The organism is Streptomyces sp. NBC_00457, assembly GCF_036014015.1.
Classification (GTDB): domain Bacteria; phylum Actinomycetota; class Actinomycetes; order Streptomycetales; family Streptomycetaceae; genus Streptomyces.
In genome coordinates, this window is record NZ_CP107905.1 from 471,171 (window position 1) to 495,245 (window position 24,075).

The 24,075-nt window shown below is 69.8% G+C and carries 24 protein-coding genes and 2 pseudogenes; 21 read left to right on the forward strand and 5 right to left on the reverse strand.

The annotated features are described in order from the left end of the window. The first annotated feature begins 249 nt into the window (after nucleotides 1-249). From OG828_RS02240 to OG828_RS02260, 5 genes are all read left to right on the forward strand, one after another. Nucleotides 250-1,164, forward strand: a complete 915-nt coding sequence (locus OG828_RS02240) for an esterase/lipase family protein (RefSeq protein ID WP_328436365.1) — start codon at nucleotides 250-252, stop codon at nucleotides 1,162-1,164. A gap of 116 nt (nucleotides 1,165-1,280) precedes the next feature. Then, complete coding sequence (locus tag OG828_RS02245; RefSeq protein ID WP_328499921.1) at nucleotides 1,281-2,528, forward strand: ABC transporter substrate-binding protein; 1,248 nt, start codon at nucleotides 1,281-1,283, stop codon at nucleotides 2,526-2,528. Then, entirely contained in the window at nucleotides 2,525-3,391 is an 867-nt protein-coding gene (locus OG828_RS02250; protein WP_328499922.1) for a branched-chain amino acid ABC transporter permease, read from the forward strand. The genes OG828_RS02245 and OG828_RS02250 overlap by 4 nt, the downstream gene beginning before the upstream one ends. Continuing rightward, a complete protein-coding gene (locus tag OG828_RS02255) occupies nucleotides 3,384-5,192 on the forward strand; it encodes a branched-chain amino acid ABC transporter ATP-binding protein/permease (protein ID WP_328499923.1) in 1,809 nt (602 codons plus the stop codon). Before OG828_RS02250 ends, OG828_RS02255 begins: the two co-directional genes overlap by 8 nt. 4 nt (nucleotides 5,193-5,196) lie before the next feature. After that, a complete protein-coding gene (locus tag OG828_RS02260) occupies nucleotides 5,197-5,979 on the forward strand; it encodes an ABC transporter ATP-binding protein (RefSeq protein WP_328499924.1) in 783 nt (260 codons plus the stop codon). Here the strand turns inward: OG828_RS02260 and OG828_RS02265 are convergent. Continuing rightward, on the reverse strand, nucleotides 5,949-6,620 hold the full coding sequence (locus OG828_RS02265) for a TetR/AcrR family transcriptional regulator (protein ID WP_328499925.1): 672 nt from the start codon (nucleotides 6,618-6,620) through the stop codon (nucleotides 5,949-5,951). The two genes, OG828_RS02260 and OG828_RS02265, sit on opposite strands and share 31 nt — an antisense overlap. A gap of 216 nt (nucleotides 6,621-6,836) precedes the next feature. Here OG828_RS02265 and OG828_RS02270 point away from each other — a divergent pair, with 216 nt between their 5' ends. The 3 genes from OG828_RS02270 to OG828_RS02280 all read left to right on the forward strand — a co-directional run bounded on the left by OG828_RS02270 (nucleotide 6,837) and on the right by OG828_RS02280 (nucleotide 10,445). Further along, complete coding sequence (locus tag OG828_RS02270; RefSeq protein WP_328499926.1) at nucleotides 6,837-7,886, forward strand: amidohydrolase family protein; 1,050 nt, start codon at nucleotides 6,837-6,839, stop codon at nucleotides 7,884-7,886. Nucleotides 7,887-7,959: 73 nt separating this feature from the next. Then, entirely contained in the window at nucleotides 7,960-9,333 is a 1,374-nt protein-coding gene (locus OG828_RS02275; protein ID WP_328499927.1) for a cytochrome P450, read from the forward strand. A 20-nt stretch (nucleotides 9,334-9,353) separates the two neighbouring features. Next, the gene (locus OG828_RS02280; RefSeq protein WP_328499928.1) at nucleotides 9,354-10,445 is read left to right on the forward strand and encodes a terpene synthase family protein; all 1,092 of its coding nucleotides are present in this window, start codon (nucleotides 9,354-9,356) and stop codon (nucleotides 10,443-10,445) included. On the opposite strand, the gene OG828_RS02285 is transcribed toward OG828_RS02280, so the two are convergent. Continuing rightward, nucleotides 10,386-11,306 carry a LysR family transcriptional regulator gene (locus OG828_RS02285; RefSeq protein WP_328504781.1) on the reverse strand — a complete coding sequence of 307 codons (921 nt, stop codon included), beginning with the start codon at nucleotides 11,304-11,306 and terminating at the stop codon, nucleotides 10,386-10,388. The two genes, OG828_RS02280 and OG828_RS02285, sit on opposite strands and share 60 nt — an antisense overlap. 191 nt (nucleotides 11,307-11,497) lie before the next feature. Here OG828_RS02285 and OG828_RS02290 point away from each other — a divergent pair, with 191 nt between their 5' ends. From OG828_RS02290 to OG828_RS02325, 8 genes and pseudogenes are all read left to right on the forward strand, one after another. Next, a complete protein-coding gene (locus tag OG828_RS02290; protein WP_328499929.1) occupies nucleotides 11,498-12,619 on the forward strand; it encodes an FAD-dependent oxidoreductase in 1,122 nt (373 codons plus the stop codon). Nucleotides 12,620-12,651: 32 nt separating this feature from the next. Next, nucleotides 12,652-14,414: pseudogene (locus OG828_RS02295) on the forward strand (CocE/NonD family hydrolase). Beyond that, nucleotides 14,411-14,896, forward strand: a complete 486-nt coding sequence (locus tag OG828_RS02300) for a nuclear transport factor 2 family protein (protein ID WP_328349570.1) — start codon at nucleotides 14,411-14,413, stop codon at nucleotides 14,894-14,896. Before OG828_RS02295 ends, OG828_RS02300 begins: the two are co-directional and overlap by 4 nt. A gap of 34 nt (nucleotides 14,897-14,930) precedes the next feature. Next, nucleotides 14,931-15,245 carry an NIPSNAP family containing protein gene (locus OG828_RS02305; RefSeq protein ID WP_328499930.1) on the forward strand — a complete coding sequence of 105 codons (315 nt, stop codon included), beginning with the start codon at nucleotides 14,931-14,933 and terminating at the stop codon, nucleotides 15,243-15,245. 68 nt (nucleotides 15,246-15,313) lie between these two features. Then, on the forward strand, nucleotides 15,314-16,231 hold the full coding sequence (locus OG828_RS02310) for an acetamidase/formamidase family protein (RefSeq protein ID WP_328499931.1): 918 nt from the start codon (nucleotides 15,314-15,316) through the stop codon (nucleotides 16,229-16,231). 63 nt (nucleotides 16,232-16,294) lie between these two features. Continuing rightward, nucleotides 16,295-16,960 carry an MSMEG_1061 family FMN-dependent PPOX-type flavoprotein gene (locus OG828_RS02315; RefSeq protein ID WP_328499932.1) on the forward strand — a complete coding sequence of 222 codons (666 nt, stop codon included), beginning with the start codon at nucleotides 16,295-16,297 and terminating at the stop codon, nucleotides 16,958-16,960. Nucleotides 16,961-16,973: 13 nt separating this feature from the next. Continuing rightward, nucleotides 16,974-17,882, forward strand: a complete 909-nt coding sequence (locus tag OG828_RS02320; RefSeq protein WP_328499933.1) for a PDR/VanB family oxidoreductase — start codon at nucleotides 16,974-16,976, stop codon at nucleotides 17,880-17,882. Between the two features lie 105 nt (nucleotides 17,883-17,987). Continuing rightward, nucleotides 17,988-18,611: a DedA family protein gene (locus OG828_RS02325; protein WP_328499934.1), complete on the forward strand. Its 624-nt coding sequence runs from the start codon at nucleotides 17,988-17,990 to the stop codon at nucleotides 18,609-18,611. A 134-nt stretch (nucleotides 18,612-18,745) separates the two neighbouring features. Here OG828_RS02325 and OG828_RS02330 read toward each other — a convergent pair whose 3' ends face one another. Both OG828_RS02330 and OG828_RS02335 read right to left on the reverse strand, forming a co-directional pair. After that, the gene (locus tag OG828_RS02330) at nucleotides 18,746-19,204 is read right to left on the reverse strand and encodes a nuclear transport factor 2 family protein (RefSeq protein ID WP_328499935.1); all 459 of its coding nucleotides are present in this window, start codon (nucleotides 19,202-19,204) and stop codon (nucleotides 18,746-18,748) included. A 56-nt stretch (nucleotides 19,205-19,260) separates the two neighbouring features. Continuing rightward, nucleotides 19,261-19,992 carry an SDR family NAD(P)-dependent oxidoreductase gene (locus OG828_RS02335; protein ID WP_328349583.1) on the reverse strand — a complete coding sequence of 244 codons (732 nt, stop codon included), beginning with the start codon at nucleotides 19,990-19,992 and terminating at the stop codon, nucleotides 19,261-19,263. 88 nt (nucleotides 19,993-20,080) lie between these two features. Between OG828_RS02335 and OG828_RS02340 the strand changes: the two genes are divergently transcribed. The 3 genes and pseudogenes from OG828_RS02340 to OG828_RS02350 all read left to right on the forward strand — a co-directional run bounded on the left by OG828_RS02340 (nucleotide 20,081) and on the right by OG828_RS02350 (nucleotide 21,921). Beyond that, nucleotides 20,081-20,677, forward strand: a complete 597-nt coding sequence (locus OG828_RS02340; RefSeq protein ID WP_328499936.1) for a TetR/AcrR family transcriptional regulator — start codon at nucleotides 20,081-20,083, stop codon at nucleotides 20,675-20,677. Between the two features lie 178 nt (nucleotides 20,678-20,855). Then, a pseudogene (locus OG828_RS02345) lies at nucleotides 20,856-21,153 on the forward strand (transposase); the annotation flags it as partial. A 39-nt stretch (nucleotides 21,154-21,192) separates the two neighbouring features. Next, nucleotides 21,193-21,921, forward strand: coding sequence for an NAD(P)-dependent oxidoreductase (locus OG828_RS02350; protein WP_443062488.1), 729 nt, complete (start codon nucleotides 21,193-21,195; stop codon nucleotides 21,919-21,921). Here OG828_RS02350 and OG828_RS02355 read toward each other — a convergent pair whose 3' ends face one another. After that, entirely contained in the window at nucleotides 21,922-22,821 is a 900-nt protein-coding gene (locus tag OG828_RS02355) for a LysR family transcriptional regulator (RefSeq protein ID WP_328499937.1), read from the reverse strand. 67 nt (nucleotides 22,822-22,888) lie between these two features. Here OG828_RS02355 and OG828_RS02360 point away from each other — a divergent pair, with 67 nt between their 5' ends. Together OG828_RS02360 and OG828_RS02365 are read left to right on the forward strand one after the other, a co-directional pair. Beyond that, nucleotides 22,889-23,668, forward strand: coding sequence for an inositol monophosphatase family protein (locus OG828_RS02360; protein ID WP_328499938.1), 780 nt, complete (start codon nucleotides 22,889-22,891; stop codon nucleotides 23,666-23,668). 97 nt (nucleotides 23,669-23,765) lie between these two features. Further along, a complete protein-coding gene (locus OG828_RS02365) occupies nucleotides 23,766-23,963 on the forward strand; it encodes a hypothetical protein (protein WP_328499939.1) in 198 nt (65 codons plus the stop codon). Nucleotides 23,964-24,075: the final 112 nt, after the last annotated feature.

Genomic DNA, 24,075 nt, shown 5'->3' on the forward strand with positions numbered 1-24,075 from the left:
CGTCAGCGCCCCTCCCCGCGGCCGACGGGCCCACCCCGTCCGTCCGCCGCCCCCGCACGCTGCACTCGGCTCCCCGGAGGCGACCGGTGTTCCGCATCGGGCGCCGGCCCGGGCGACCGGTGTATGCGACACCGCACACCGCGGTCCTGCCCGTACCGGAGGACCCACCGGTCCCCCACCACGGACGAAGACCGCTCCGACGGCCGGGCAGGGTCGGGACCCCGCCCGGCCTCACCGAAGGAGCCGCACTTGTCCAACCAAAGCCCCTCTCGCACCCGCCGGATCCACACCCTCCTCCGGCTGGCGTGCGTGACCGCACTCGCCGCAGTGGCACTGGGCCTGCCGTCCGCGTCGTCCTCGGCCCAACCCGAGCCGCACCACCGATTCGCGGCCGTCGACGACGCACCGCCCGCCCCACCACTGCCCGGAGCCAACGACTGGCGGTGCCGGCCCACCCGGCAGCACCCCGAACCGGTCGTCCTGGTCCACGGCCTGTACGCCACACCGGACGTCAACTGGCCGTTCGTATCGGAAAACCTTCATAAGGCCGGGTTCTGCGTCTACGCGCTGACCTGGGGCACCGGGCAGGGGAAATACCCGCTGCCGGGCGTCGCGCCGCTGGAGGAATCCGCCAAGGATCTCAAGGCGTTCGTCGACCGGGTCCGGATCACGACGGGTTCCCTCAAGGTCGACCTGGTCGGGCACAGCGCCGGTGGCCTGATGCCCCGTCAGTATCTGCGCTTCGAAGGCGGAGCCAGGTGGGTGGACGACTTCGTCGCGCTCGGACCACCCAATCACGGCACGACGTTCCACTCCCCCTGGCACGACATGCCCGAGTGGGTCGCCACCGCGTTCTGCCCGTCGTGCCTGCAGTTCGACGTCGGCTCGGCGTTTCTCACCCACCTCAACGAGAGCCGTGAGGTGGAGCCGGGCGTCAGCTACACGACGATCAGCACCGAGTTCGACGAGTACATCCTGCCGTACACCAGCGCCCATCTGAAGGGAGCTTCCAGCCAGGTCACCAACGTCACCGTCCAGGACAGGTGCCCGGACAGCACGATCAACCATCTCAACCTCGCCTTCGACCAGGTCCCGCTGCAGTGGATCACCAACGCCCTGCAGCGCCCCGGTCCCGCGGACCCGGAGCTCAGGCCCACGTGCTGAGCCGGAGCCGGCGAGCGACTGCTCGCCCCCGCCCGCCCCTTCCCGCCGACGAAGGGGCGGGCCCGGGCAGCGCCACCACGCAACGAATCCACGTACACCCAGGGAGAGGGAGCGCCATGCAACTGTCACGTCGCGATCTGCTGCGCAGCAGCGGGCGGTTCGGCCTCGCCGCCGCGATGGGGCTGGGGGCGGCCCCCGCCCTGGCCGCCTGCGGCGGCTCGGACAACGCCGGCGACGCGGACGGACAGGCCCGGCTCGGCTGGATCCAGCCGGCCTCCGGCGCCTTGGCGTCCGCGTACAAACCGGCCTACGCCGCGGCCCGGCTCGCCGTGCGGGAGATCAACGAGGCGGGCGGGCTGCTGGGCCGGCCGCTGAAACTCCTCGAGGAGGACGACGAGGGCAAGCCCGGGACGCAGCCGATGGTGGCCCGGCGGCTGCTGCGTGACAGGCCGCAGTTCGCGCTGGGGCCGACGGGCAGTTCCCAGGCGGTGGCGTCGGCCAGTGTGCTGGGCCGCGCGGAGGTGCTCCAGTCCGCCTGGGGTGTGGCCGAACGGCTCGGCGACGGAGGGCAGTTCCCCTTCCACTACCAACTGGTCTTCAACACCCGGCAGCAGGCGGCCGCCGTGGCCCGCTACCTGTGCGAGGTACGTGACCTCAGAAAGGTCGGGCTGCTGGTGGAGAACTCCGAGTACGGGGAGGCGATTCGGGACGCCTTCACCGCCGTACTCGACGACCGCTACGGCACGCGCCCTGTCTCCGTCCAGGTCTTCAACCAGGCCGCCCCCGACATGACCCCGTTCGTCAAACAGCTCGACCGGGACGGCGCCGCCGCCGTCGGCCTGTTCAGCGGCCAGCCGCAGACCTCCGTGCTGACCCTGCGGGCGATGGCCGCAACCGGCTTCGCGCCGCCGGTCGTCTCCCACGAACTCAGCTACATCAAGGCCTACGACGCCTTCCCCGAGGAGCTGATGGAGCGGCTGTACACCACCACCTACGCCGCCTTCAGCTACCGGCCGGGCGAGACGCCGGCCCAGGGCCCGGCGATGGAGTACGCCCGGCGGATCGCGGCCGAACCCACGGCCGCCGGGCTGGAGTTCACCGCCGCCACCTCCCCCTACTACGACTTCCTCAAGCTGCTGGCCGACCTCGTCGAGCGGGAGAAGACCCTGGCCCCGGACAAGCTCAAGGCCGCCTTCGACAAGGTGACCGACCATCAAGGTCCCCGGGGACGGATCTCGTTCACCTCCGCGCGGCACACCGGCATCGACGACGGCGCCCTCGTCGTCGCCTCGCTGCTGTCCGCCAAGAAGGAGCAGTCGGTGCACGGCATCTTCCGCGAGCTGGCCCCGGGCGGCCAGACATGATCAACGACGTGCTGGTGCCCGGTCTGGTGTACGGCAGCCTGTACGGGCTGGTGGCCGTGAGCCTCACGGTGCTGCACCGGCCGACGCGGGTGCTCAACTTCGCCCAGGGGGACCTGGTGATGCTGGGCGCGATGACCATGGCGGTGCTGACCCTGCCCTGGCCGCTCGCGGCGGCCATCGCTGCCGCCGGGGTCGCGGCCGTGGCGCTGGTCGAGGAGCGGGTGGCCGTGGCGCCCGTGCTGCGGCGCTCGCCGTACGGCAGTGCCTGGGTGATCACGACGCTGGCGTTCTCGCTGGCGCTCAATCAGCTGGCGGGCCGGCTGTGGACCGACGAACCGCGTACCGTCGAGCCGCCCGCGTCGCTGTCCCTGGACCCCCTCACGTTCCTCGGTGTCCGCTTCAACAGCTACCAACTGGCCGTCGTCCTGGTCACGTTGGGCGTGGTCGCCGCCTTGGAGGCGCACGCGCGGACCCGCACCGGCTGTGCCGTGCGGGCGGTGGCGGCCGACCGGGACGCGGCCCGGCTGCGCGGCATCGATCCCGCCAGGCTCAGCCGCCGGGCCTTCCTGCTTGGCGGGGCGCTGGCCGGGCTGACCGGTGCGCTGGCGGCGCCGCTGACGCTGGCGTCGGTAGCGATGGGCTTCGGGCTGCTCATCAAGGGCTTCTTCGCGGCCGTCCTCGGCGGGGTCGGCGATGTGCGCGGGGCACTGCTCGGGGGCTGGATCGTCGGTGTCGTCGAGGCCGCGGGCGCCGACTACGTCTCACCGGGCGCCCAGACCGCCGTCCTGTTCGCCGTCACGCTCGCCATCCTCCTGGTCCGACCGCAGGGGCTGCGCGGGAGCGAGGAGCTGCGCCGTGTCTGAGTTCATGTCACCTACCGTGCGGCGCACGGGACTTGGCGTCGCCCTCGTCCTGGCCGCCGTGCTGCCCCCGCTCACCCAGGACGGGTACGTCCTCCACGTCGCCACCGTGGTCGGCATCTATGTGCTGATCGCCATGGGCCTGAACGTGCTGTTCGGATACGCCGGGCAGGTGTCGCTCGGGCATGGCGCCCTGGTGGCGGTCGGCGCCTACACCGCGGCCGTGCTCACCGTCGACCACGGCTGGTCGTTCTGGGCGGCCGTCGCCCCCGCCATGGCCGTGTCGGCCGCCGTCGGCGGGCTGATGGCCCTGCCGGCGCTCCGGCTGTCCTCCTGGCATCTGGCGCTGATCACCCTCGCCTTCGCCATGGTGGTGGGCAGTCTGCTGACCGAACTGCGGGACCTCACCGGCGGGTTCGCGGGCATCATCGGTGTCCCCCTGCCCGAGGCGGGCGGCGCGCCGCTCACCGAGGAGCAGCTGTACTGGCTGGTGCTCGCCCTGGTCGTGGTGGCCACCTGGCTGGTCGCGAACGTGCTGCGCTCCCGGATCGGCCGGGCACTCACCGGCGTACGCGACGCACCCGACGCCGTACGCACGGTGGGCGCGGCTCCCGTCCGGCTGAAGATCTTCGCCTTCTGTCTGTCCGCCGCGCTCGCCGGACTCGGGGGTGCGTTGCTGGCCACGACGCGCGGCATGGTCACCCCCGACGACTTCCCCATCGAGTTCTCGCTGTTCTTCCTCCTCGTGGTGATCATCGGCGGCGCCGGTCGCACGGCCGGGCCGTTCCTGGGCACGCTGGCGTTCTTCGTGGTGCCCGAGCTGCTGGACGACCTGGCCGAGTGGCGGCTGCTCATCTATGCCATAGCCCTGCTCGTGCTGATCGTGTACGTGCCGCACGGCATCGCCGGGGCGTGGGAGGAGCACGGGCCCAGGATCGTGGCGCGTCTGACCGCGGGAGGACGACACCGCTCCGAGGGAGCAGGCGCGGTGCCGTCCGTGGACGCGCCCGCGCCGCGGCCCACTCCCATGACCAGTCGCCCGGGGAGTGGGCTGCGGCTGCGCACGACGGACCTGCGGCGCTCCTTCGGCGGTGTCCACGCGCTGGGCGGCGTCGAGCTGTCGGTGGAGCCGGGCACCATCCACGCGCTGGTGGGCCCCAACGGATCGGGGAAGACCACGCTGCTCAACGCCGTGACCGGTCTTGTGCCCGCGGAGCGCGGCCGGGTGCTGCTGAGCGGGACGGAGGTGAGCGGCCGGGCTCCCGAGCGGATCGCCCGCCTCGGGGTCGCGCGGACCTTCCAGACTCCGCTGCTGCTGCCCCGGCTGAGCGCGCTGGAGAACGTCCTGCTCGGGGCGTATGCCAGGGAGCGGGTCAGCGTCGTCGAGCACGCACTCGCGCTTCCCCGGGGGCGGAGCGAGTCCCGTCTGCTGCGCGAAGAGGCCGCCGGCTACCTGGACTTCGTGGGCCTGACCCCGTACGCCCGGACCCCGGCCGGGATTCTGCCGCACGGCAACCAGCGGTTGCTGGAGATCGCCCGCGCGCTGATGGCGCGTCCCCGGCTGCTGCTGATGGACGAACCGGCCGCCGGCCTCTCACCCGCCGAACTCGCCATGCTGGACGGCCTGTTGCGGGAGATCAGGGCCCACGACATGACGGTACTGCTCGTCGAGCACCACATCGAGCTGGTGGCGGCCGTCGCCGATCACGTCACCGTGCTGGACGCGGGAGTCACCCTCGTCTCGGCCGAGCCCTCCATCGCGCTGCACGACGCCCGTGTACTCCACGCCTACCTGGGGAGCTGACGCCATGTCCACCGAGCAGGACGCACCGGAGGGAAACCGCACGTCGACGACGCCCGAACCGCCGCTGCTTCGACTGAGTGGCGTGCACTCCGGCTACGGCCCCGTCCCCGTCGTCCACGACGTCACGCTCGCCGTGCGCGAAGGCGAGATCTGCGCTCTGATCGGCGCGAACGGAGCCGGAAAATCGACCTTGCTCCGCACGATCTCGGGACTGCTGCGCCCGACCGCGGGCACGGTCGAGTTCGCCGGCACCGACATCACCCGCGACCGGCCCGAGGCGATCAGCCTGCGCGGACTCGTCCAGGTGCCGGAGGGGCGGCGCGTGTTCCACGGGCTCACCGTGCGCGAGAACCTCGAACTGGGCCTGTGGAAGCGGAAGGTGACCGCACCCGAGGAACGCGAGCGTCTGGAGTGGACGTTCAGCCTCTTCCCCGTCCTGGAACACAAGCTGCGGGCGCGGGCCGAGGTGCTCAGCGGCGGGGAACAGCAACTCCTCGCCATCGCCCAGGCGTTGGTGGCCAAGCCGCGGATGCTGCTGATCGACGAGCCGTCGCTGGGCCTGGCACCGCTCGCCGCCGAGCGGGTCCTGGCGACGGTCGCGAAACTGCGTACGACAGGCCTGACGGTGCTCCTCGTCGACCAGGCGGTCGAGCGTGTCCTCGGCCTGGCCGACCGGGCCTACGTCATGCGGACGGGCCGGATCGTGGCCGAGGGACCGGCCGCCCGGTTGCGTGAGGGACCGGCGCTGCAGGAGGCCTACTTGGGCCCGCTCGCGGACAGCGACTGAATCTCGTCATGGCCGACCCCCGCCGCCCGCAACACCAGGACGCCGTACTGCTCGGCGATCTCCTCGGCGCTGAGCCTGCCCTCCGGACGGAACCAGAGCCCGGCGTGGATGCACATGTCCAGCAACGCCTTCGCGGTGACGGGAATGTCCGCGTCCCGCCCACCGGGCAGCGCGGCCCGGAACGCCCCCCGTGTCCGCCCCTGCTCCAGCATCCGCTCAAACTCCCGCCGTATGCGGCGCTCGCTGTCGCGGATCTCCGTGGACAGCGACGGCGGCAGGTGATGCGTCTCCGACCGGCTGACCACCGCTTCCAGGCGGTACGTCGTGTGGAAGACGGTCAGCGTCCTGGCCGCCTCCCACAGCTCGCGCACGGGATCCCCGCCGCCCCGCTCGAAGGCCTCCGCGAGCTGGCGCTCCAGTTCGGCACAGGTCCGCGAGGCGATCGAGTGGAGGAGCTCCTCCTTGGACCTGAAGTGGTTGTACATGGCCGCGGGCGTCATACCGAGGGCCGCCAGGATCTCCCGGACGCTCGTGTTGCCGTAACCCCGCCGGTAGAACAACTCGGCGGCGACCGACTCGATCTGCCTCCGCGTGCTCCCCCTGGGCGGCGGGGCGAACGCTCCCTCGGTCGACATGGCCATGGAGTGCTTCCCGTCCCTCGGTGGCGGCCGGCCGTCGGCGTCGCGGGGAGCCGGTGAATGGCCGTTCACCTGCTCACTTTACGGGCTCAACCGGCCGTATGGCGATCACACCGCAGCAGAAAGGTACGCCGGGTACTACCAGGCGGAGCCTCCTCACCGGGAGGCTCACGGACCGAGACGGGCGCGTGCTCACCGCGCCCGGGACGGGAGCAGATCTTGAGGGTCCTCGACGAGAACGGGACGGACGGCACGGACGGGATCAGCGCGATCGACATGTGCGCCCTGGTGTACGACCGCGAGTCGTGGGCGGCCTACTTCCGCGACCTGGGCGGCCAGGCACCGGCCTATCTGCGGGCCTTCGGCCGCCATATGACCACCGTCTTCGGCGCGGACTTCGCCCACTACCGCCGACTGCTGGACGCCGGCGACCTGGACGCGGCCGTCGAGGTCCTCGTGGCGAACCAGCCCGACGACACCGACGTGGCGGCCCATCTGCGCGCCATGGACGAGCAGGGCGTCGCCTATCAGGTGCTGATGGGGTCCAGCGCCCGGCTGCCCGACGGCGACAGCGTCAACACCCGTGTGGCTGCCTTCGCGGCGCGTGCCCCTGGGCGGGTGGAGGCCTGGGCGGGCCTGAACCTCAGCGATCCGCACGCCGCGCTGGCGGAACTGGAGCGCTGCCACGCGCTGGGTATGCGCGGTGTCACCGTCATCGCCTTCCGGGACGGCGTCGAACCGCAGGCGCCGCGCTACGCCGCCGTCTTCGCGGCAGCCGAGCGGCTGAGGCTGCCGGTGTGGATCCACACCGGGCACCACCTGTGCACCCGACGCCCGAACGAGCTCTCGCACCCGAGGGTCATCGACACGCTCGCGGGCCGCCACCCGGAGCTGAGGATCGTCGCGGGCCACGGCGGCTGGCCGTGGCTGCACGAGATGATCTCGGTCGCCCAACGGCACCCCCATGTCTTCGTGGAGTTCTCCACCCATCGCGCGAGCTGGATGTCGCGTCCGGGCTCGGGCTGGGAGCCCTTCCTGCTGTACGGCCGCAGCACCCTGCGCCGCAAGGTCATGTTCGGGACCGCGACCTGGGTCCACTCCGTGCCCGTGCGCACCCTTATCCGGGAGGTGGCCGAACTCGGCCTGGGCGAGGCCGTCACCCATGACTGGCTGCTCGGCAACGCACAACGCCTGCTGGGCCTGGAAGCCGACCGGCGACTTACGGCCGGATCGCTCGGGTATTCGGTCGACTCGGGGCGCACTCCTTGACGGTCCGGCCTCGCGTGCCCCAGGTTATTGGATGTTAATGAACATTCATTTACCCAGTTCAGGGATGGTGTTCATGTCTCCAAGGGCTCTGCCGTCCGTCAGGTTCACCGACCGTCTCCGCGGGTCACCGACCTTCCGACGTGACCCGCTGGCCTTTCTGTCGCGTGGCCGCGAGCGGTACGGCGACATCTTCCGCTTCCGCACGCTCGGCGTCCCCATGGTGATGGTCAATCACCCGGATCACATCCGTCGCATCCTCGTCGACAAGAGCGCCCAGTACGACAAGAACGCCTTTCTCTTCAAAGCCGTCCGTCCGGTGCTGCGCACGGGACTGATCGCCAACGCGGACACAGCGCAGTGGCGTCGGCAACGTCGCATGATGGCGCCGCATTTCACCCCGGGCGCGGTCGGCTCGTTCGCCCGGAACATGACGACCGAGACCGTGAAGATGCTGGACCGCTGGGAGCGCTACCCTCGCGACGGGCGGGTGATCGACGCCATGGACGAGTTCGGCCGGCTCGCGCTCGCCATCGTCAACAGGTCTCTGTTCAGTGCGGATGTGAGCGCGACGGCCCAGGATTTCGAGCGGGCCTTCGGGGTGGCCAACAGCGTCCTCGCGGCGTTCTTCCGCCGTCCCTTCCCGCCGTTGAGCGTGCCCACCCCCGGCCACCGCAGGCTCCGGCGCGCGATCGACGCCATGGACTCCTTCGTCTCCGGATTCGTCCAGGGGCGGCTCCGCGCGAACGCGGACACGGACAGGGACGCGGACCAGGAACCCGATCTGCTGACCCTCCTGCTGCACTCCGTCGACGAGGAAGACGGCAGCGGCATGGGCCTCGAACGGCTCCACCACGAGGTCCTCAACCTCTGTGTGGGCGCCTACGAGACCACCACCAACGCCTTGTGCTGGGCGTTCCATCTCCTCGCGCGCCATCCCGACGCCGAGAAGCGGCTGCACGAAGAGGTCGACCGGGTGCTCGGCGGCCGGATCCCACGGTTCGAGGACCTTCCCGAACTGGCCTACACGCGCATGGTCGTCGACGAGACGCTGCGCATCTATTCCCCCGCCTATCAGTTCATGCGCCACGCGAGTCAGGACGACGAGATCGCCGGGTACCGCATTCCGGCCGGCAGCAACATGCTCATCAACAGCTATGTCCTGCACCGGCATCCGGACTTCTGGGACGAGCCGGAAACCTTCCGCCCCGAGCGGTTCGGCGCGGAAGAGACCGCCCGCCGCCCCCGGCACGCCTACATCCCGTTCGGCAGCGGGCAACGCGTCTGCATCGGCAGGCACTTCGCCCTGACCGAACTCACCCTGGTGCTCGCCACCGTCGCGCGTACACACCGTCTGGTCCTGCCCGCGGACGCCCCCGATGTCCATCCGGAGGCCCTGATCACGCTGCGTCCCCGAGGCGGAATGCGGCTGCGACTCGAGCACCGCTGACACGAGAAGGCCGTACGTTCATGGACACCTCTCAGCAGGACATCCTCAGCGCGTTCCCGCACCGGCTCAATCCGCATGCGGAGCGGACGCGCCGTCATGTGGCCGACTGGGTACGGCGCACGGGTCTCGTCCACCGGGAATCGGCCTGGAGACGCTTCCAGCGAGCGGACTTCGGGTGGTTCGCGGCAGCGGTGTATCCGACCGCCGACGCCTCTCGCCTGGACCTCATGGCCGACTGGTTCGCCTGGCTGTTCCTGGTCGACGACCAGCTCGACGACGGAGGGGTCGGACGCGACCCGGCACGGGCACTGCGGATCGTGGACCAGCTGTGCGCCGTACTGAGCGGGCACCGCCCCTCCGACCCACCGAGCCCGGACACTCCCACCACTGTCTCCGCACTGGCCGATCTGTGGGAGCGCACGGCGCCACTCGGACATCCCGGGTGGCACCGTCGGTTCGCCGGGCACCTCGAGACATGTCTGAGAACGGCGGCCGTCTGGGAGGTGGGGCATCGAGTCCACGGCACCGTCCCGTCGGAGGAGGCGTACGTCGTCAACCGCCGGCACACGGGAGCGATCTACGTCTGCATGGACCTCATAGAGATCGCGGTGGACGTCTCGGTGCCCGACACCCTCTACACCGGCGCCGAGTTCACCTCCGCCCTCGACGCCGCGTGCAACGTCGTGTGCTGGACCAACGACGTCTACTCGCTGGCCAAGGAGCGCTCGCGGGGTGAGGTGCACAACCTCGTCTTCCTCGTCCAGCACCACCGCGGATGGGACCGGTCGGCCGCGCTGGACCACGTCCACGCTGCCATCCAGGAGGAGACGGACCGATTCCTGCGCGCGGAGGCCCGACTGCTCACCGCACATCCCCACCGCGTCGGCCAACTCGCCCCCTGCCTCACCGGTATGCGGACATGGATGCGCGGCAACCTCGACTGGTCCAGACGCACACAGCGCTACGCCCGAGCCGTCGGCGGCGACACGGAGCGCCCCGACGAGTACCTCGAAGCCCGGCTCATGGAGGCCGGAGGATGGAAGCCGGACTGCTCACGCGGCTCCGTCGTCGACGGCCGTGGTGGTCATGATGTGGCGGATACGTTCGCGTAGCAATTGATGCGTGCGGTCGTGGTGGTTACGTGGGTGCCACGCCATGCCGATGGTCAGGGACGGCAGCGCCAGGGGGATCGGGAACGTGTGCAGCCCGAGTGTGTTCAGCATCGGCCGTCCGAGTCCGGCCGGGGCAACACTGACGACGTCGGTTTCGCGGGCCAGGAACAGCGCGGTCGCGACGCTGGGGACCACAGCCACCACGCGTCGGCTCAGGCCCAGTTCGGCGAGCTGCTCGTCGATCGGGCCGTGAGCTCGGCCGCGTCGCGACACGACGACGTGGTCGGTGGCGGCGAGCCGCCGCGGTGTGACGGTTTTCGTCCTCCTGAGTGGATGGCCCGGCCGCACAACGCCGATCAGTGTCTCCGTGAGAAGTGTTTCCGAACGGATCTCCGGATCACCGGGACGCACGATCCCGATCTCCAGATCCACCAGTCCTTCGCGCAGGGCCGGGGTGTCCTCGAGGCTTTCCGGCCGCAACCGCAGTGAGATACCGGGCGCCTGGACCCGTAGATCGTCGAGGAGGGACGGGATGAAGGTCGTGGACAGCATGTCGTTGACCTGAAGGTCGAACGTGCGCACCGCGGTTCGGGGATCGGCGGAGTTCGACGGCGCGAACAGCGCACGCGCCCGGGTGGCGACCGCGTGTACCTCGCCACGCAGTTCCAGGGCCCGGGGTGTGGGCACGAGGTCGCGTCCGGCACGCACGAGGAGCGGGTCGTCGAAGGCGCGGCGCAATCGGGCCAGGGCGCGGCTCATCGCCGGTGGCGAGGTGTGCAGGCGTGCCGCGGCCTTCGTCACGCTGTTCTCGGCGAGCAGCGCGTCCAACGCCTCGATGAGGTTCAGATCGACATGGTCCATCCCCGGATTATCACTGGCGAAAGGACTCCTTACCAAGGTTGCACTGGTGTGAATCGGCTGCGCTTCCTAACGTCGAACTCACTCGACGACATGAAGGAGGTCGCAGTGGACATCCGCAGCTGCCCACCTCGCGACAGCAGGCACCAGGACGCCGGTGGTCGCGGTGCCGGCGCGGCCAAGGACGGGCTGTCATGCGCGCGGTCGTGATCGGTGCCGGGATCGTGGGCCTGACCACCGGGCTCGCGCTGCGCCATGCGGGGATCGAGGTGGTGATCTGTGAGCGCGCGCCGGAGATCCGCGCCGCCGGGGCCTCGCTGGGGCTCTGGGCGAACGCGCTGGCGGTCTTCGACGATCTCGCCGTCGGCGAAGAGGTGCGCTCCATCGGCGCACCCACCGAGATGTACTTCCACGATCCCGCCGGGCGGCCGCTCGTCACCCCGGGATACAGCCCCGAGGACCATCAGTACCTGCTGGTGCACCGGGCCAAGCTGAACGACCTGCTCGCCGACGCCGTGGGGCTGGACAACATCCGGCTGGCCACCGGGTTCACCGCGTACGAGGAGCACGCGGACCGTGTCACGGTCCACCTGTCCGACGGCAACACCGAGGACGCCGACGTGCTCGTCGGGGCGGACGGGGCGTACTCGGCGGTGCGCGCGCAGTTGGTGCCGGGCACTCCGGCGCAGGAACACACCGGCCACCACGCCTGGCGCGCGGTCATCCCGGCCACGGGGATGACGGTGCCCGAGGACCGGCTGATCCTGGGCACCCACGGCTGCCGGGGCGGCTACATACGTACCTACGACGGGGGCGTCTACTGGCTGGTGAACCAATTCAACTCGCCGCCGCCGACGGGCAGTCCGAAGCAGCAGGCCATGGATCGAGTCGTCCATCTGGAGGAGGGAGGGCGGGACGGGGTTCTGGCCGGGCTGATCGCCGCGACGCCCGAGGAACTCGTCCTGCACAACCAGGTCATGCTCGTGCCGCCGCTCTCCCGCTGGGCTTCCGCGCGGGTCGCCCTGGCCGGGGACGCGGCCCACGCGATGTCTCCGCACATCACCGCAGGCGCGACGCTGGGCATCGAGGACGCTGCCCTGCTCGGCCGCCTGCTCGCCCGCACCGATGACGTGCCCGCGGCGCTGACCGCCTTCCAGGCCGACCGGATCCCGCGGTACGCCCATGTCGCGCGGCTGTCCGCGGCGGTGGAACACGCGCCCACGCCCGAGGAGTTCGCACGGCACTACGTCGCGTTCAGCCACTGGATGATCACCGATCAGCAGCAGTCGCCCAGGAAGAACGAGGTGGACGTATGAGCTTCGCCGTCGAAGTGGACGTACCGGTGCCGATGCGGGACGGCATCGCGCTCGCCACCAACGTGTGGCGGCCCGAGGGGCCGGGGCCGTTCCCCGCGCTGCTGGTCCGCACCCCCTACGGCAAGGACGCCGCCGGAACGTACGGCAACCCGAAGCTGCCGGACGTCTTCGCCTTCGTGGGAGCCGGCTACGCGGTGGTGGCACAGGACGTCCGCGGGACCTCTCGATCGCCGGGAGTGTTCGTCCCCCACGCGTTCGAGGGCCTCGACAGTGTCGACACGCTCGAATGGCTGGCCGAACAGTCGTGGTGCGACGGCGCGGTCGGCATGTGGGGCGGGTCCTACATGGGGTTCACACAGTGGCAGGCGGCCGTGCACGACGTACCGGCGCTGCGTGCCATCGCGCCCCTGATGACCTCCGCCGACCCGTACGCGGCACCGTGGCGCTCCCCGGGCGGTGCGCTGTCGCAGGACGCCGTCCTGACCTGGGGCACGCTCTCGGCCCTGCGCAACCTGGGCCGGGGCCCCGCCGACGGGCACTTCGGCAAGCACGGCGAGCCGGGCGACGCCCAGGCACTTCTGTCCGGTCTGGCCGACACCCGGCGGCTGCACGACCCGCTGCCGGTCGCCGACCGGGGAGCGGTCACCCGCCATCTGCCCTGGGCCGGTCAGGTGCTCAACCACCCGGAGCGGGACGCGTTCTGGCAGGAGGTCGCCTCAATCGACCGCTGTGGCGACATCACCGTCCCCGCGCTCCACGTGGGCGGCTGGTACGACGTCTTCGTCGGGGAGACCGTACGGTCCTACACGACGATGCGCAGCCAAGGCGGCAGCACGGCCGCCCGCGAAGGCCAACGGCTGATCATCGGCCCGTGGAGCCACGCCGACGGCACCGACCTCGGCACCTTCCCCGACCGGTCGTTCGGACTCCACAGCAGCATCAAGGCCGCCGACGTCACCGGTGCGCACCTGCGGTTCTTCGACCGCTGGGTCCGTGACCACACGGACACCCCCGACGACACCCACCGGGTCCGGATCTTCGTCATGGGCGTCGACCGGTGGCGTGACGAGGTGGACTGGCCGCTGCCCGGCACCCGTCACACCGACTTCTTCCTCGCCGGGGACGGCCGTGCCAACACCGCCGACGGCGACGGCGTCCTGACGCGCGACGCCGTGCCGGTGGAGGCGACGGACACGTTCCTCTACGACCCGGGCCGCCCCGTCCCGAGTCTGGGCGGCACCGTGCTCGCCGTCGCCTCCGATGCCCACCCCGGACCGGCCGACCAGGCGGCCGTCGAAACACGCGACGACGTGCTGTGCTTCACCGCTCCCGTCCTCGAACATCCCGTCGAGGTCACCGGCCACGTCACGCTGGTCCTGCACGTCTCCTCCTCGGCACCGGACACCGACTTCACCGGCAAGCTCGTCGACGTGCACCCCGACGGCAGGCGATCCTGCTGTGCGAGGGCGTCCAGCGTGCCCGCTACCGCAAGTCGCTCACCGACCCGGAGCTCCTGGAGCCGGGAGAGGTCTACGAGATGACGGTCGACCTGGGCGTCACCGCGAACGTGTTCCTGCCCGGACACCGCATCCGGCTCGAAGTCTCCAGCAGCAACTTCCCCCGCTACGACCGCAACACCAACACGGGCGGGACGATCGCGGCCGACGGCGAGGACGACCTGGCCGTCGCGGTCAACCGGGTCCACCACGGGCCGGCCCACCTGAGCCGCCTGATCCTGCCGCTCATCGAACAGCCGGAGCCCGAAGACGCCACGCCCACAAAGGCGCGGACATGAGCGCACTCCAGGAGCTGGTGGACCGGGCGGCCGTCGCCGATGTCGTCGCCGGTCTCGCCCACGCACAGGACGACCGGGACTGGACCGCTCTGCGGCAGCTGTTCGCCAACGAGGTGCGGCTGGACCTCTCCACCCACTACTACGGCAGACCGCCGACCACGCTGCCGGCCGCCGAGCTGGTCGAACTCGCCCGCAGGACCCTGGAGGGCTTCGACTGCACCCACCACGCGGCCACCGGCCTCGTCATACGGCTGTCGGGTGACGAGGCCGAGTGCCGCGCGCACATGGTCGCCTACCACCACGTCCCCGCGGACCCCGGTGTCACCCACCACTGCACGATGCGTGGCCTCTGGCGGCTCAGGCTCCGCAGATCCGGCGAACGCTGGCTGATACACCACTGGGCCGTGGTGCGCACCGCCCCGTGGGAGGGCTCCCCCGACGTCTACGAGCTCGCCGCCGCCCGCACCGGACCTCCCTCCTGACGGCAGCCGCGAAGGACACAACGGAGAGGAACCCATGTTCTACGAGATACGCACGGAACGCGCCCGCGCCGGCCGCGGCGCGGAAATGGCCCGCTACATGGACGAGACCGTCATCCCGCTGCACCAGGACATGGGGATGCACGTGGTGGGAGCGTTCACGGTGGCCGATGACGAGGACGCCTTCGTCTGGATCCGGCGCTTCGAGGACGACGCCGACCGGAAACGCGTCCTGGCCACCGTCCACGGGCATTCCCGGTGCGCGACCGTCGTCGACACCCTTTCCGCGCTGTCGGGCGGGACGGCTTCCACGGTCCGGCTGGAACCTGCCCCACGGTCCGGGCTCCGCTGACTCCGCGCGCGCACCTGCCCGTGCGGTACACGACCTGGATCGATCGACGACGCGAAGGGAGGCTTCGAATGGTTCGACACGAACTGCCGGCGACACGGGACACCGTAGTGAACGTCTTCAGCCGGGACACCCCACCGGTTCTCACCGTGGACGCCGGCGACTCGGTGGTGGTCGGCTCGCTGGACGCCGCAGGGTACCTGGAGCCGATGCGCACACCCGGTGACCCGAGGCCGAGGATGTTCGAGGACCGGACCAACCACTGTCTCACCGGGCCGATCGCGGTTCGGGGCGCGGAGCCGGGCATGGTCCTCGAGGTGCGCTTCGAGTCCATCAGAGCCGGCACCTGGGGGTGGACACTCGCCGGGGTGAAGGACAACCCGCTGACGCGCCGACTCGGCGTCGCCGACGGACCCGCGTCATGGCTGTTGTGGGACATCGGCGACGAGACGGCCACCAACGACCGCGGCCGGACCGTGGACATCGCGCCTTTCCTGGGCGTGGTCGGTGTCCCTCCGGTGGAGCCGGGCCCGCATTCCACCATCCCGCCGCGAGCGGCGAGCGGGGGAAACATCGACTGCCGTGAACTGGTGGCGAGTTCGACGCTGTACCTGCCGGTGACCGTGCCCGGCGCGATGCTCCACCTGGGGGACGGCCACGCGGCGCAGGGGAACGGCGAGGTCGCGGGCACGGCGATCGAGTGCCCCATGACGACGGAAGTGACCCTGAACCTCCGGGAGCGGGCCCCGGTTCCCGGTATCCACGCCGAGACACCTGAAGGGCAGGTCACCTTCGGTTTCGACGAGGACCTGAACGTGGCGACGGGAGATGCGCTGGACGCCATGCTGGTCTGGCTGCGCTCGCTGTTCGATCTGGACAGAACGGCCGCGCTGGCCCTGGCAGGCGCAACCGTCGACCTGCGGATCACCCAAGTGGCCAACGGCACGCGGGGGGTGCACGCCGTGCTGCCGTACGACGCCATCCGGTGACCGGCACGGGACGCCGGCTGGGCCTGTCGCGGGCCTTGTGGAAGCGAGTAGAAAGCAACCTGAATGATCACTCATGACCATCATGTGACCAGCGGTGACACACTCTCCGAGGCCCGTCCGCGCCGGATTTCCTTCGCGGAGGTACGCGCCCGGATCGGCGAGCCCGAGGACCTGATCAAGCGGAAAATACACGACCGCCTCGACCGGCACTGCCGCCGTTTCATCGCCCACTCCCCTTTCCTGGCGATGGCCACGTCTGACGCGACAGGACTCCCCGACAGTTCACCGCGCGGTGACTATCCGGGATTCGTCAAAGTTCTCGATGAGCGCACGCTCGCCATTCCCGACCGGCCGGGCAACAACCTCGCCGACTCTTTTCGCAATCTCGCCGAGAACGACGGGATCGGGCTGATGTTCGTCATCCCCGGAGTGCGGGAAGTGCTGCGAGTCAACGGTCGTGCCTATCCCACCGACGAACCGGACGTGCTCGCCCGGATGCGCACCGAGGGAAAAGAGGCCGAGCTGGCGATCGTCGTGGAATTGACGGAGGTCTTCTTCCACTGCGGCCGCGCCCTGATCCGCTCCCGGCTGTGGGATCCAGCGAGCCAGGCCCTGGCCGAGGAACTGCCGTCGATGGGTGAGATCGCCGTCGACCAGATGGGGCTCGCCGACGCGGATCCGACGGTGCTGGAAGAGATGCTCGAAGACGACTACCGGCACCTGTACTGAAGGCGATACGGCCATGCAACGAACAATCCTCGAGAAAGCGGAGCCGGTCGCCGAGGGCGCGGTCTCGCTCCTCCTGCGCGGCGCCGACGGCCCACTGGCCCCCTGGGAACCGGGCGCGCACATCGATCTGACACTGCCCAACTGGCTGACCCGGCAGTACTCGCTGTGCGGGAACCCGGCCGACCGCGACACCTACCGTGTCGCCGTCCGTCACGACCGGCTCAGCCGGGGCGGCTCCGAGTACATCCACCTGTTCCTCAACGAGGGCCACACACTCGACGTCTCGGTACCACGCAACAACTTTCCCCTGCTGCCCGCGCCGGAGTACCTGTTCCTCGCCGGCGGGATCGGCATCACCCCCATCGTGCCCATGCTGACGGCGGCGGTCGAAGCGGGCGCCTCGGCGACGTTGGTGTACGTGGGCAGGTCCCTGGCCACCATGCCGTTCGCCGACGAACTGCGGGCCGGGCACGGCAGCCGGGTGCGCATCCACGCCACCGAGCAGCACGGCAGGCCCGACTTCACCTCGGAGGCGGCAGCGCTGAGCCCTCGGGCGCTGGTGTACTGCTGCGGCCCCACGTCGATGCTCGACGCGGCCGAGGCGGCGTTCCCCGCACAGCGGCTGCACATCGAGCATTTCCGGCCGGTGGCCAAGGAGTTCGCGCCCAACAAGCCCTTCGATGTGCGCTGCGCCCAGTCGGGACGGACGGTCCAGGTCAGCGCGGAGGACTCCATGTTGGACGCGTTGAACCACGCGGGATTCCGCATACCGTCCGGATGCCGTGAAGGCGTCTGCGGCAGTTGCGAGATCGCCCTCGTCGACGGAGAGCCGGAGCACCGCGACGACATCGGCGCCCCGCCCGGTCACATGTACTGCTGCGTCTCACGGGCCCTGTCGTCCGACCTCACCGTCGACCTCTGACCCGATCCGTCCACCCCTCATAGCCGAACACCGTGATCGCCGACCAACCCGGGAGAGATGCCCCGTGACAATCCGTCCGCACCTGACAACGAAGGCCTGGAGCTTATGATCGACTGGCTCGCGCTGGCGGAATCAGTCATCACGTCACCGTGGTTGTACGCGGTGCTCATCGCGGTCTCCTTCCTCGACTCCTTCCTCCCGCTGATCCCGAGCGAACCCGTCGTGATCGTCGCAGGCGTCTACGCCGCCACCGGGCAGACGGACATCGTGCTCGTCATCGCCGCCACGACGCTCGGCGCCCTTCTCGGCGATCTCGTTCCCTACACCGTCGGACGACTGTTGGGTGAACGCATACTCAAGCGCCTGCCACCCGGCTCCAAACGCCGGACGGCACACGACTGGTTCGCCCGCGAACTCGACGCTCGCGGCGGCTTCATCCTGGTGACCACACGGTTCATCCCGGTGGGGCGCTACCTGGCCACCTTGTCCACGGGGCTCGTCGGCTACCCGTTGGGAAAATACGTCCTGTTCGTCGCGTTCGCCACCGCCACGTGGAGCGCCTACACCGCACTCACCGGCTACTTCGGTGGCGTCCTGTTCCAGGAGAACACGCTGCTGGCCATCGCCGTCGGCATCGGACTGGCATTCGTGGTGACCGGTGCCATCGAAGGCATACGCCACCTCCGCCGCCGCAGAACTGCCGTCGCAGCGGACACAGCCATCGACTGACCCTTCCGCCCACTGCGACGCGGCCCGGGTGACGTCGTCTGGGCCCGGGCCGGCGCCCGGTTCACGGTCTGCCGGGTGGGCGACGACCTGCACGTTCACGCCGTGCCGGCGGTGCTGAGCCGAGTAGCTGATGACTACAGGCTGGCGATGCTGTCCTGCACCGACTTGCCCCAAGCCACGCCTTCGGCGTGCGTGTTGGCGAAGTCCGGGTCCACGTAGATGTGGATCCTCTTGATGAGTTCGCCCTCGAACTCGAACACATTGCAGAACAGCCCGAAGGAGGAAACACCATCAGGGAAGTCGACGCCTGACGTTGTCGTCCCCCTTTCCGCGCCCTCGACGATCACGTAGTCCCCGGACGACAACACGGTAAGGCCCCCGATGTCGTGCTCGAGCGACGCGACTCCCCGGCCGAGACCCTGAGCGAACGCTCCGATCTGCGCTTTCCCCTTCGCGATGCCGAACTTCGGGTAGAACATACGGGCGTCTTCAGTGAAGAGGTCGATGACCTCAGGATTGCCGGCGTCCACCATACGGAAGTAGTTGATGGCAATCTCTTCGCGGCGCTTCTGGATATCGATGGCGGCGTTCACTTTCCTCTTGGACGTGGCGTGTGTGGTGCGCTCTCGCGCTGGTTGAAGGGGCACGGTCAGACCTGCGCCTGGCCTCCGTCGACGAACCAGTCGACGCCGTTGACGAAGCTGGAGGCGTCCGAGGCCAGGAACGTCGCCACGGCGGCGATCTCATCCGGGCGGCCGATCCTGCCGAGCGGCACCTCGGAGGCGAGCTGGTGGTCCGGGCCTACGGCGCCTACCAGGCCCGGGGTCTCGGTCGGACCGGGGCTCAGCACATTCACCCGGAACTTCCGTTCCTGCGCACTGAGCGCCCAGCTGCGCACCAGGTTGCGCACCGCCGCCTTCGATGCGCCGTAGATCTCCAGGCTCGGTCCGGGGCGGAGGGTGCTGGTCGACCCTGTCACGACGATCGAGGCGCCGTCCGACAGCAGGGGCAGCGCCTTCTGCACGGTGAAGATCGTGCCCTTCACGTTCGTGCCGAAGGTGGCGTCGATGGCTTCCTCTGTGATCTCACCGAGACGCTGAGGTACAGCGCTGCCGGCGTTGGCGACCAGCACGTCGATGCGGCCCGCCTCCTCGCGCACGACCGAGTAGAGGTCATCGAGGTCCGCCGGTACCGAAACGTCGGTCCTCACACCGGTGGCCGCCGGCCCGATCTCGGCGACGGCCGCGTCGAGCGGCTCCTGACGGCGACCGGCCAGGAACACCCGTGCCCCCTCCGCGGCGAACCGCCTGGCGATGGCAAGCCCGATCCCGCTGTTGGCTCCGGTGACCACCGCCACCTTGCCTGCGAGTACTTCCGTCATCACGCGCCCACTCCTCAATTCTTGACTGGTTCGTCCATAACGCTAAACCGTTATGGACGAACCAGTCAAGAATAGGTACGCTGATCCCATGGCGCGACCCAGGAAGTTCGACGAGCAGCAGGTACTGGACACCGCCCGAGAGCTGTTCTGGTCGGGCGGATACGCCGCCACGCGCATGGAAGACATCGCCGCGGCAACAGGGCTCGGCAAAGGCAGCCTGTACGGCGCGTTCGGGGGGAAGCAGGAACTGTTCCACCGCGTGTTCGACGATTACTGCGGCTCCGTCGTCGATGCGGTGAGCCGGCAACTGAGCGGCAACGACGCGGACGCCTACGCGCGGCTGTCCGCCCACGCGTACGCGGTGGCCGCGGCGACCGCCGCAGACACCGCCCACCGCGGATGTCTGCTCGCCAAGGGCGCCGCCGAACTCGCCGAACACGACGAGACGGTGGCCAAGCGGGCGCACGAGGCCATCGAGGCGCTGCAGGCACTACTGGAGAGCGACATCGCAGCCTGCCAGCGCAACGGCGACATCGCCGCGGACACGGACCCCAGAAAGCTGGCCGCGCTGGTACTCGCCGTACTGCGCGGCATCGAAGCGCTGGGCAAGGCCGGAGCGAGCGAGCAGACGCTGACCGACATCGCCTGCACAGCCCTTGCCGTACTGCCCCGCCCCGCTCACTGACGTTCCTCAAGAGGGCGTTTTGGCGCCTTACATTGGAGAATGCGACCAATTCTGGTGAGTGTCTGGGGAGTTGGATGCGGCTCGCGTTGCCTGCATGACAGACGGATGAAGACCTGGCTGCTGCGCTCCCGCTGCTCCTGTTTCGTCGCGAAGTGCGGGGCTGGGCTACCCCGGAGACATGAGCGAACGCCGCCGCTACCCCAGCGATCTGTCCGACGCCCGCTGGGCGTTGGATCCTCGATGCCGTGCTCTACGTGGCCCGCACCGGCATCCCGTGGCGCTACCACCCGCACTGGAACACCGTCTACCACTACTTCGGCCGCTGGGCGAAGGCCGGCATCTTCGAGCACCTCAACACCCTGCTACGGCGCCGCGTCCGCGAGGAGGAAGGCCGCCGACCCGAACCGACCGCGATGGCAATCGACGCGCAGAGCATCAAGCCCTCCACCAACGCCCCAGCTGCTGGCCAGGGCGTCGGCGACAACCTGCACGTTCACGCCGTGGCGCCGGTGCCCGTGGGAGTAGCCGGCGCGGTCGCTCTCACCTTGCGGCAGCGCATTAATTGCGTCTGGGTAACTTATCAAGTCAGATACTTGCACTTGATGTTAAGTTACGGGGTCTCTAGCGTTCTCGGCATGAACCTCACCGTCCTCGCGGCCTCCGGCCGGACCGGAATCGCCCTCACCCGACAGGCGCTGCGACGTGGTCACACCGTGACCGCCATCGCGCGTGATCCCCAGCGGATCGCTCTGCCCGACTCCCCGCACCTGCGCAAAGTGGTGGGTGATGTGCACGACGCGGCCAGTATCGCCAGCGCCGTGGACGAGGATTCCGTGGTCCTTTCCGCGCTCGGCACGGACCGGGCCGGAGTTCTCCTGACAGGCGCCCGGGCCGTGGTCGCCGCCGGCCCACGGCGTGTCATCTGGCTCGGTGCCTACGGCACGGGCAAGTCGGCCGAAGTGGCGGGGGAAGGCGCGGGTGTGCTCGCCACGGTGCTGGGCGACCGGCTGGCGGACAAGGTCGAAGCCGACAACACCGTTCTCGCGGCCGGGGGCACCGTCTTCCATGCCGGCATGCTTGCCGACGGGCCGGAAAGCCCTCGTCGGCGCACGGTCGGCCTGGAGGCCGCGCCTCCCTTCGACCTCGGTGCGCGAGTCAGCCGGGAAACCGTCGCCGCGGCGATGCTCGACGAAGCCGAGGCGCCTGGTTTTCCCGGTGTCGTGGCCCTGCCGTTGGCGGAGTAGTCAGCAGGCGGTGATCTCCTCGATCGCCGCCCGGACCTGCTCGCGGAGCCAGGCGTGGGCGGGATCGGAGTCGTAGCGCTGGTGCCAGTTGCAGTTGATGGTCGCCGCCGGGGATTCGATCGGCAGCGGCCTGGCGACCAGGCCGAACGCCTCGATGAGCGGGCGGCCGAGGATCTCCGTGCAGGTGACCAGCGCGTCACTGCGGGCGGCGATCTGCAGGGCGGTGGACACCGAGGCCACCGCCGCGACTACCCGGCGCCGCAAGCCCTCGGCGGCCAGCGCGTCGTCGATCGGCGCGGTCAGGCGGCCACGCCGGGAGATCACCACGTGCGGTTGCGCCGCGTAGGAGGCCAGGTCCAGTGCGGCGGAGCAAGGGTGGTCGGCGCGCATCGCCACGACGAGCCGGTCGTCGCCGAGCGGCTCGGACCGGAACTCGGGCTGAGTGGGCCTGCCGCCACCGAGTTCCAGGTCGACGCGGCCGTGTCGCAGGTCGTCGGTGTCGACGCGGTTCTCCGCCAGCACCCGCAACTGCACCCCGGAAGCCTGCTGCTGGATCCTGCCGACCAGTACCGGTACCAGTGACGCGGCCACCGCGTCGTGACACTGGATCGTGAAGGTGCGCTCCAGTTCGGCCAGGTTCAGCTCACGGATCGGCGAGAGCACTTCGTGCGCCTGCCGGACCAGCCGGTGCACGTCTTCTCGCACCGACAGCGCGTACGGGGTGGGGGCCATGGAGTGGCCGGTGCGCACCAGGATGTCGTCCCCGGTGACGGCACGCAGCCGGCCGAGGGTGCGGCTGACCGCGGGCGAGGACAGGTGCAGCCGCCGGGCAGCCCCCATCACGCTGCCCTCCTCGAGCAGGGCGTCCAGCACGGTCAGCAGATTCAAGTCCAATTGCATAGAAGTAAATCCTAGCCAGATATAGATCCACTTCCATCAACTCCACTTCAACTCCAGGGGTGCCCCCGTGAACCAGAACCTGCTTGCCGCGACCGTCGCCGCCGTCCGCCACGCCGGCGCCCGGATGATGACGCGCTATTCCACCGAGTCCCGCCAGTCCGGCCTCCCCGAACTGCTCGCGAACCTCCAGGCCAATGACGCGGCCGTCGTCGACACGTTGCGTCCCGCCTTGACCGAGGCGCTGCCGAGCGCGGGCTGGCTCAATGACGAACACGGATCGGGACCGATGGCCGCGGGCGAGTGGTGGCTCATCGACCCGGTCGGCGGCAACGTCAACGCCGTACACGGCATGCCCGACTGGAACATCGGCGTGAGCCTCGTCCGTGACAACCGCCCGGTCCTGGCCGTGGTCTACTCCCCGGTCCTCGACGAGATGTTCACCGCGACCGAGGGCGGTGGGGCGTTCCTCAACGGTGTACGGCTTCACGTTTCGGCCAAAACGTCGCTGGACGGCGCACTGGTTGGAACCGGTCAGGCCAAGCCGGGCCACGACCCCGACCTCGCCGAGCGGATGAGCGCCGCCTTCACCGCGATGCTGAACTCCGCCCTGTGCGTGCAGGTCTCCGTACCGGTCACCGGCCAGCTCGCCCAGGTCGCCGCCGGCCGGATGGACCTGCACTGGCAGTTCGACAACGTCCGCTCCCACGCGGCAGGCGTGCTCCTGGTCCAGGAGGCCGGTGGTCTCGTGACCGACATCGACGGCAAACCATGGGAGCTGGCCACCAAGAGCTACCTCGCCGCCGCGCCCGGCGTGCACGCCGCGTCGCTGGACATCCTCACCACCTGAGAGAAGAACTCGCCTCGGGCGAACAGCCGTTGCGGGACCGGGCAAGACTCTCGGCGACCACGTACCCGGGCGGCCGGATCGGCGGCGCCTGGCCGATATGACGGACGAATCAAACGAAGCGGAACCCGCGGTCCCCGACGTCTACGGCCGGAGCAGGAACGCCTTCCGGGATGCGATCACCGGCCTCGTCGGCCTGCCGCATGAGCTGACCTTCACCGGATGGGCCGCCTTCTCGGCGGCGCTCCCGGCAGAGGCCTCGCTGTCCCTCCGCCGAATCCACTACCACGGCGACTGATCCTCGGCCTCGGACAACCAGCTCAACCGGCATGTCCTGCGCGGCTCCCCGGGCTGCCACTGGCCGCGGAAATGAGCCGCTGGACGACCTGAGGCAAACGGGAAGGAGTGGG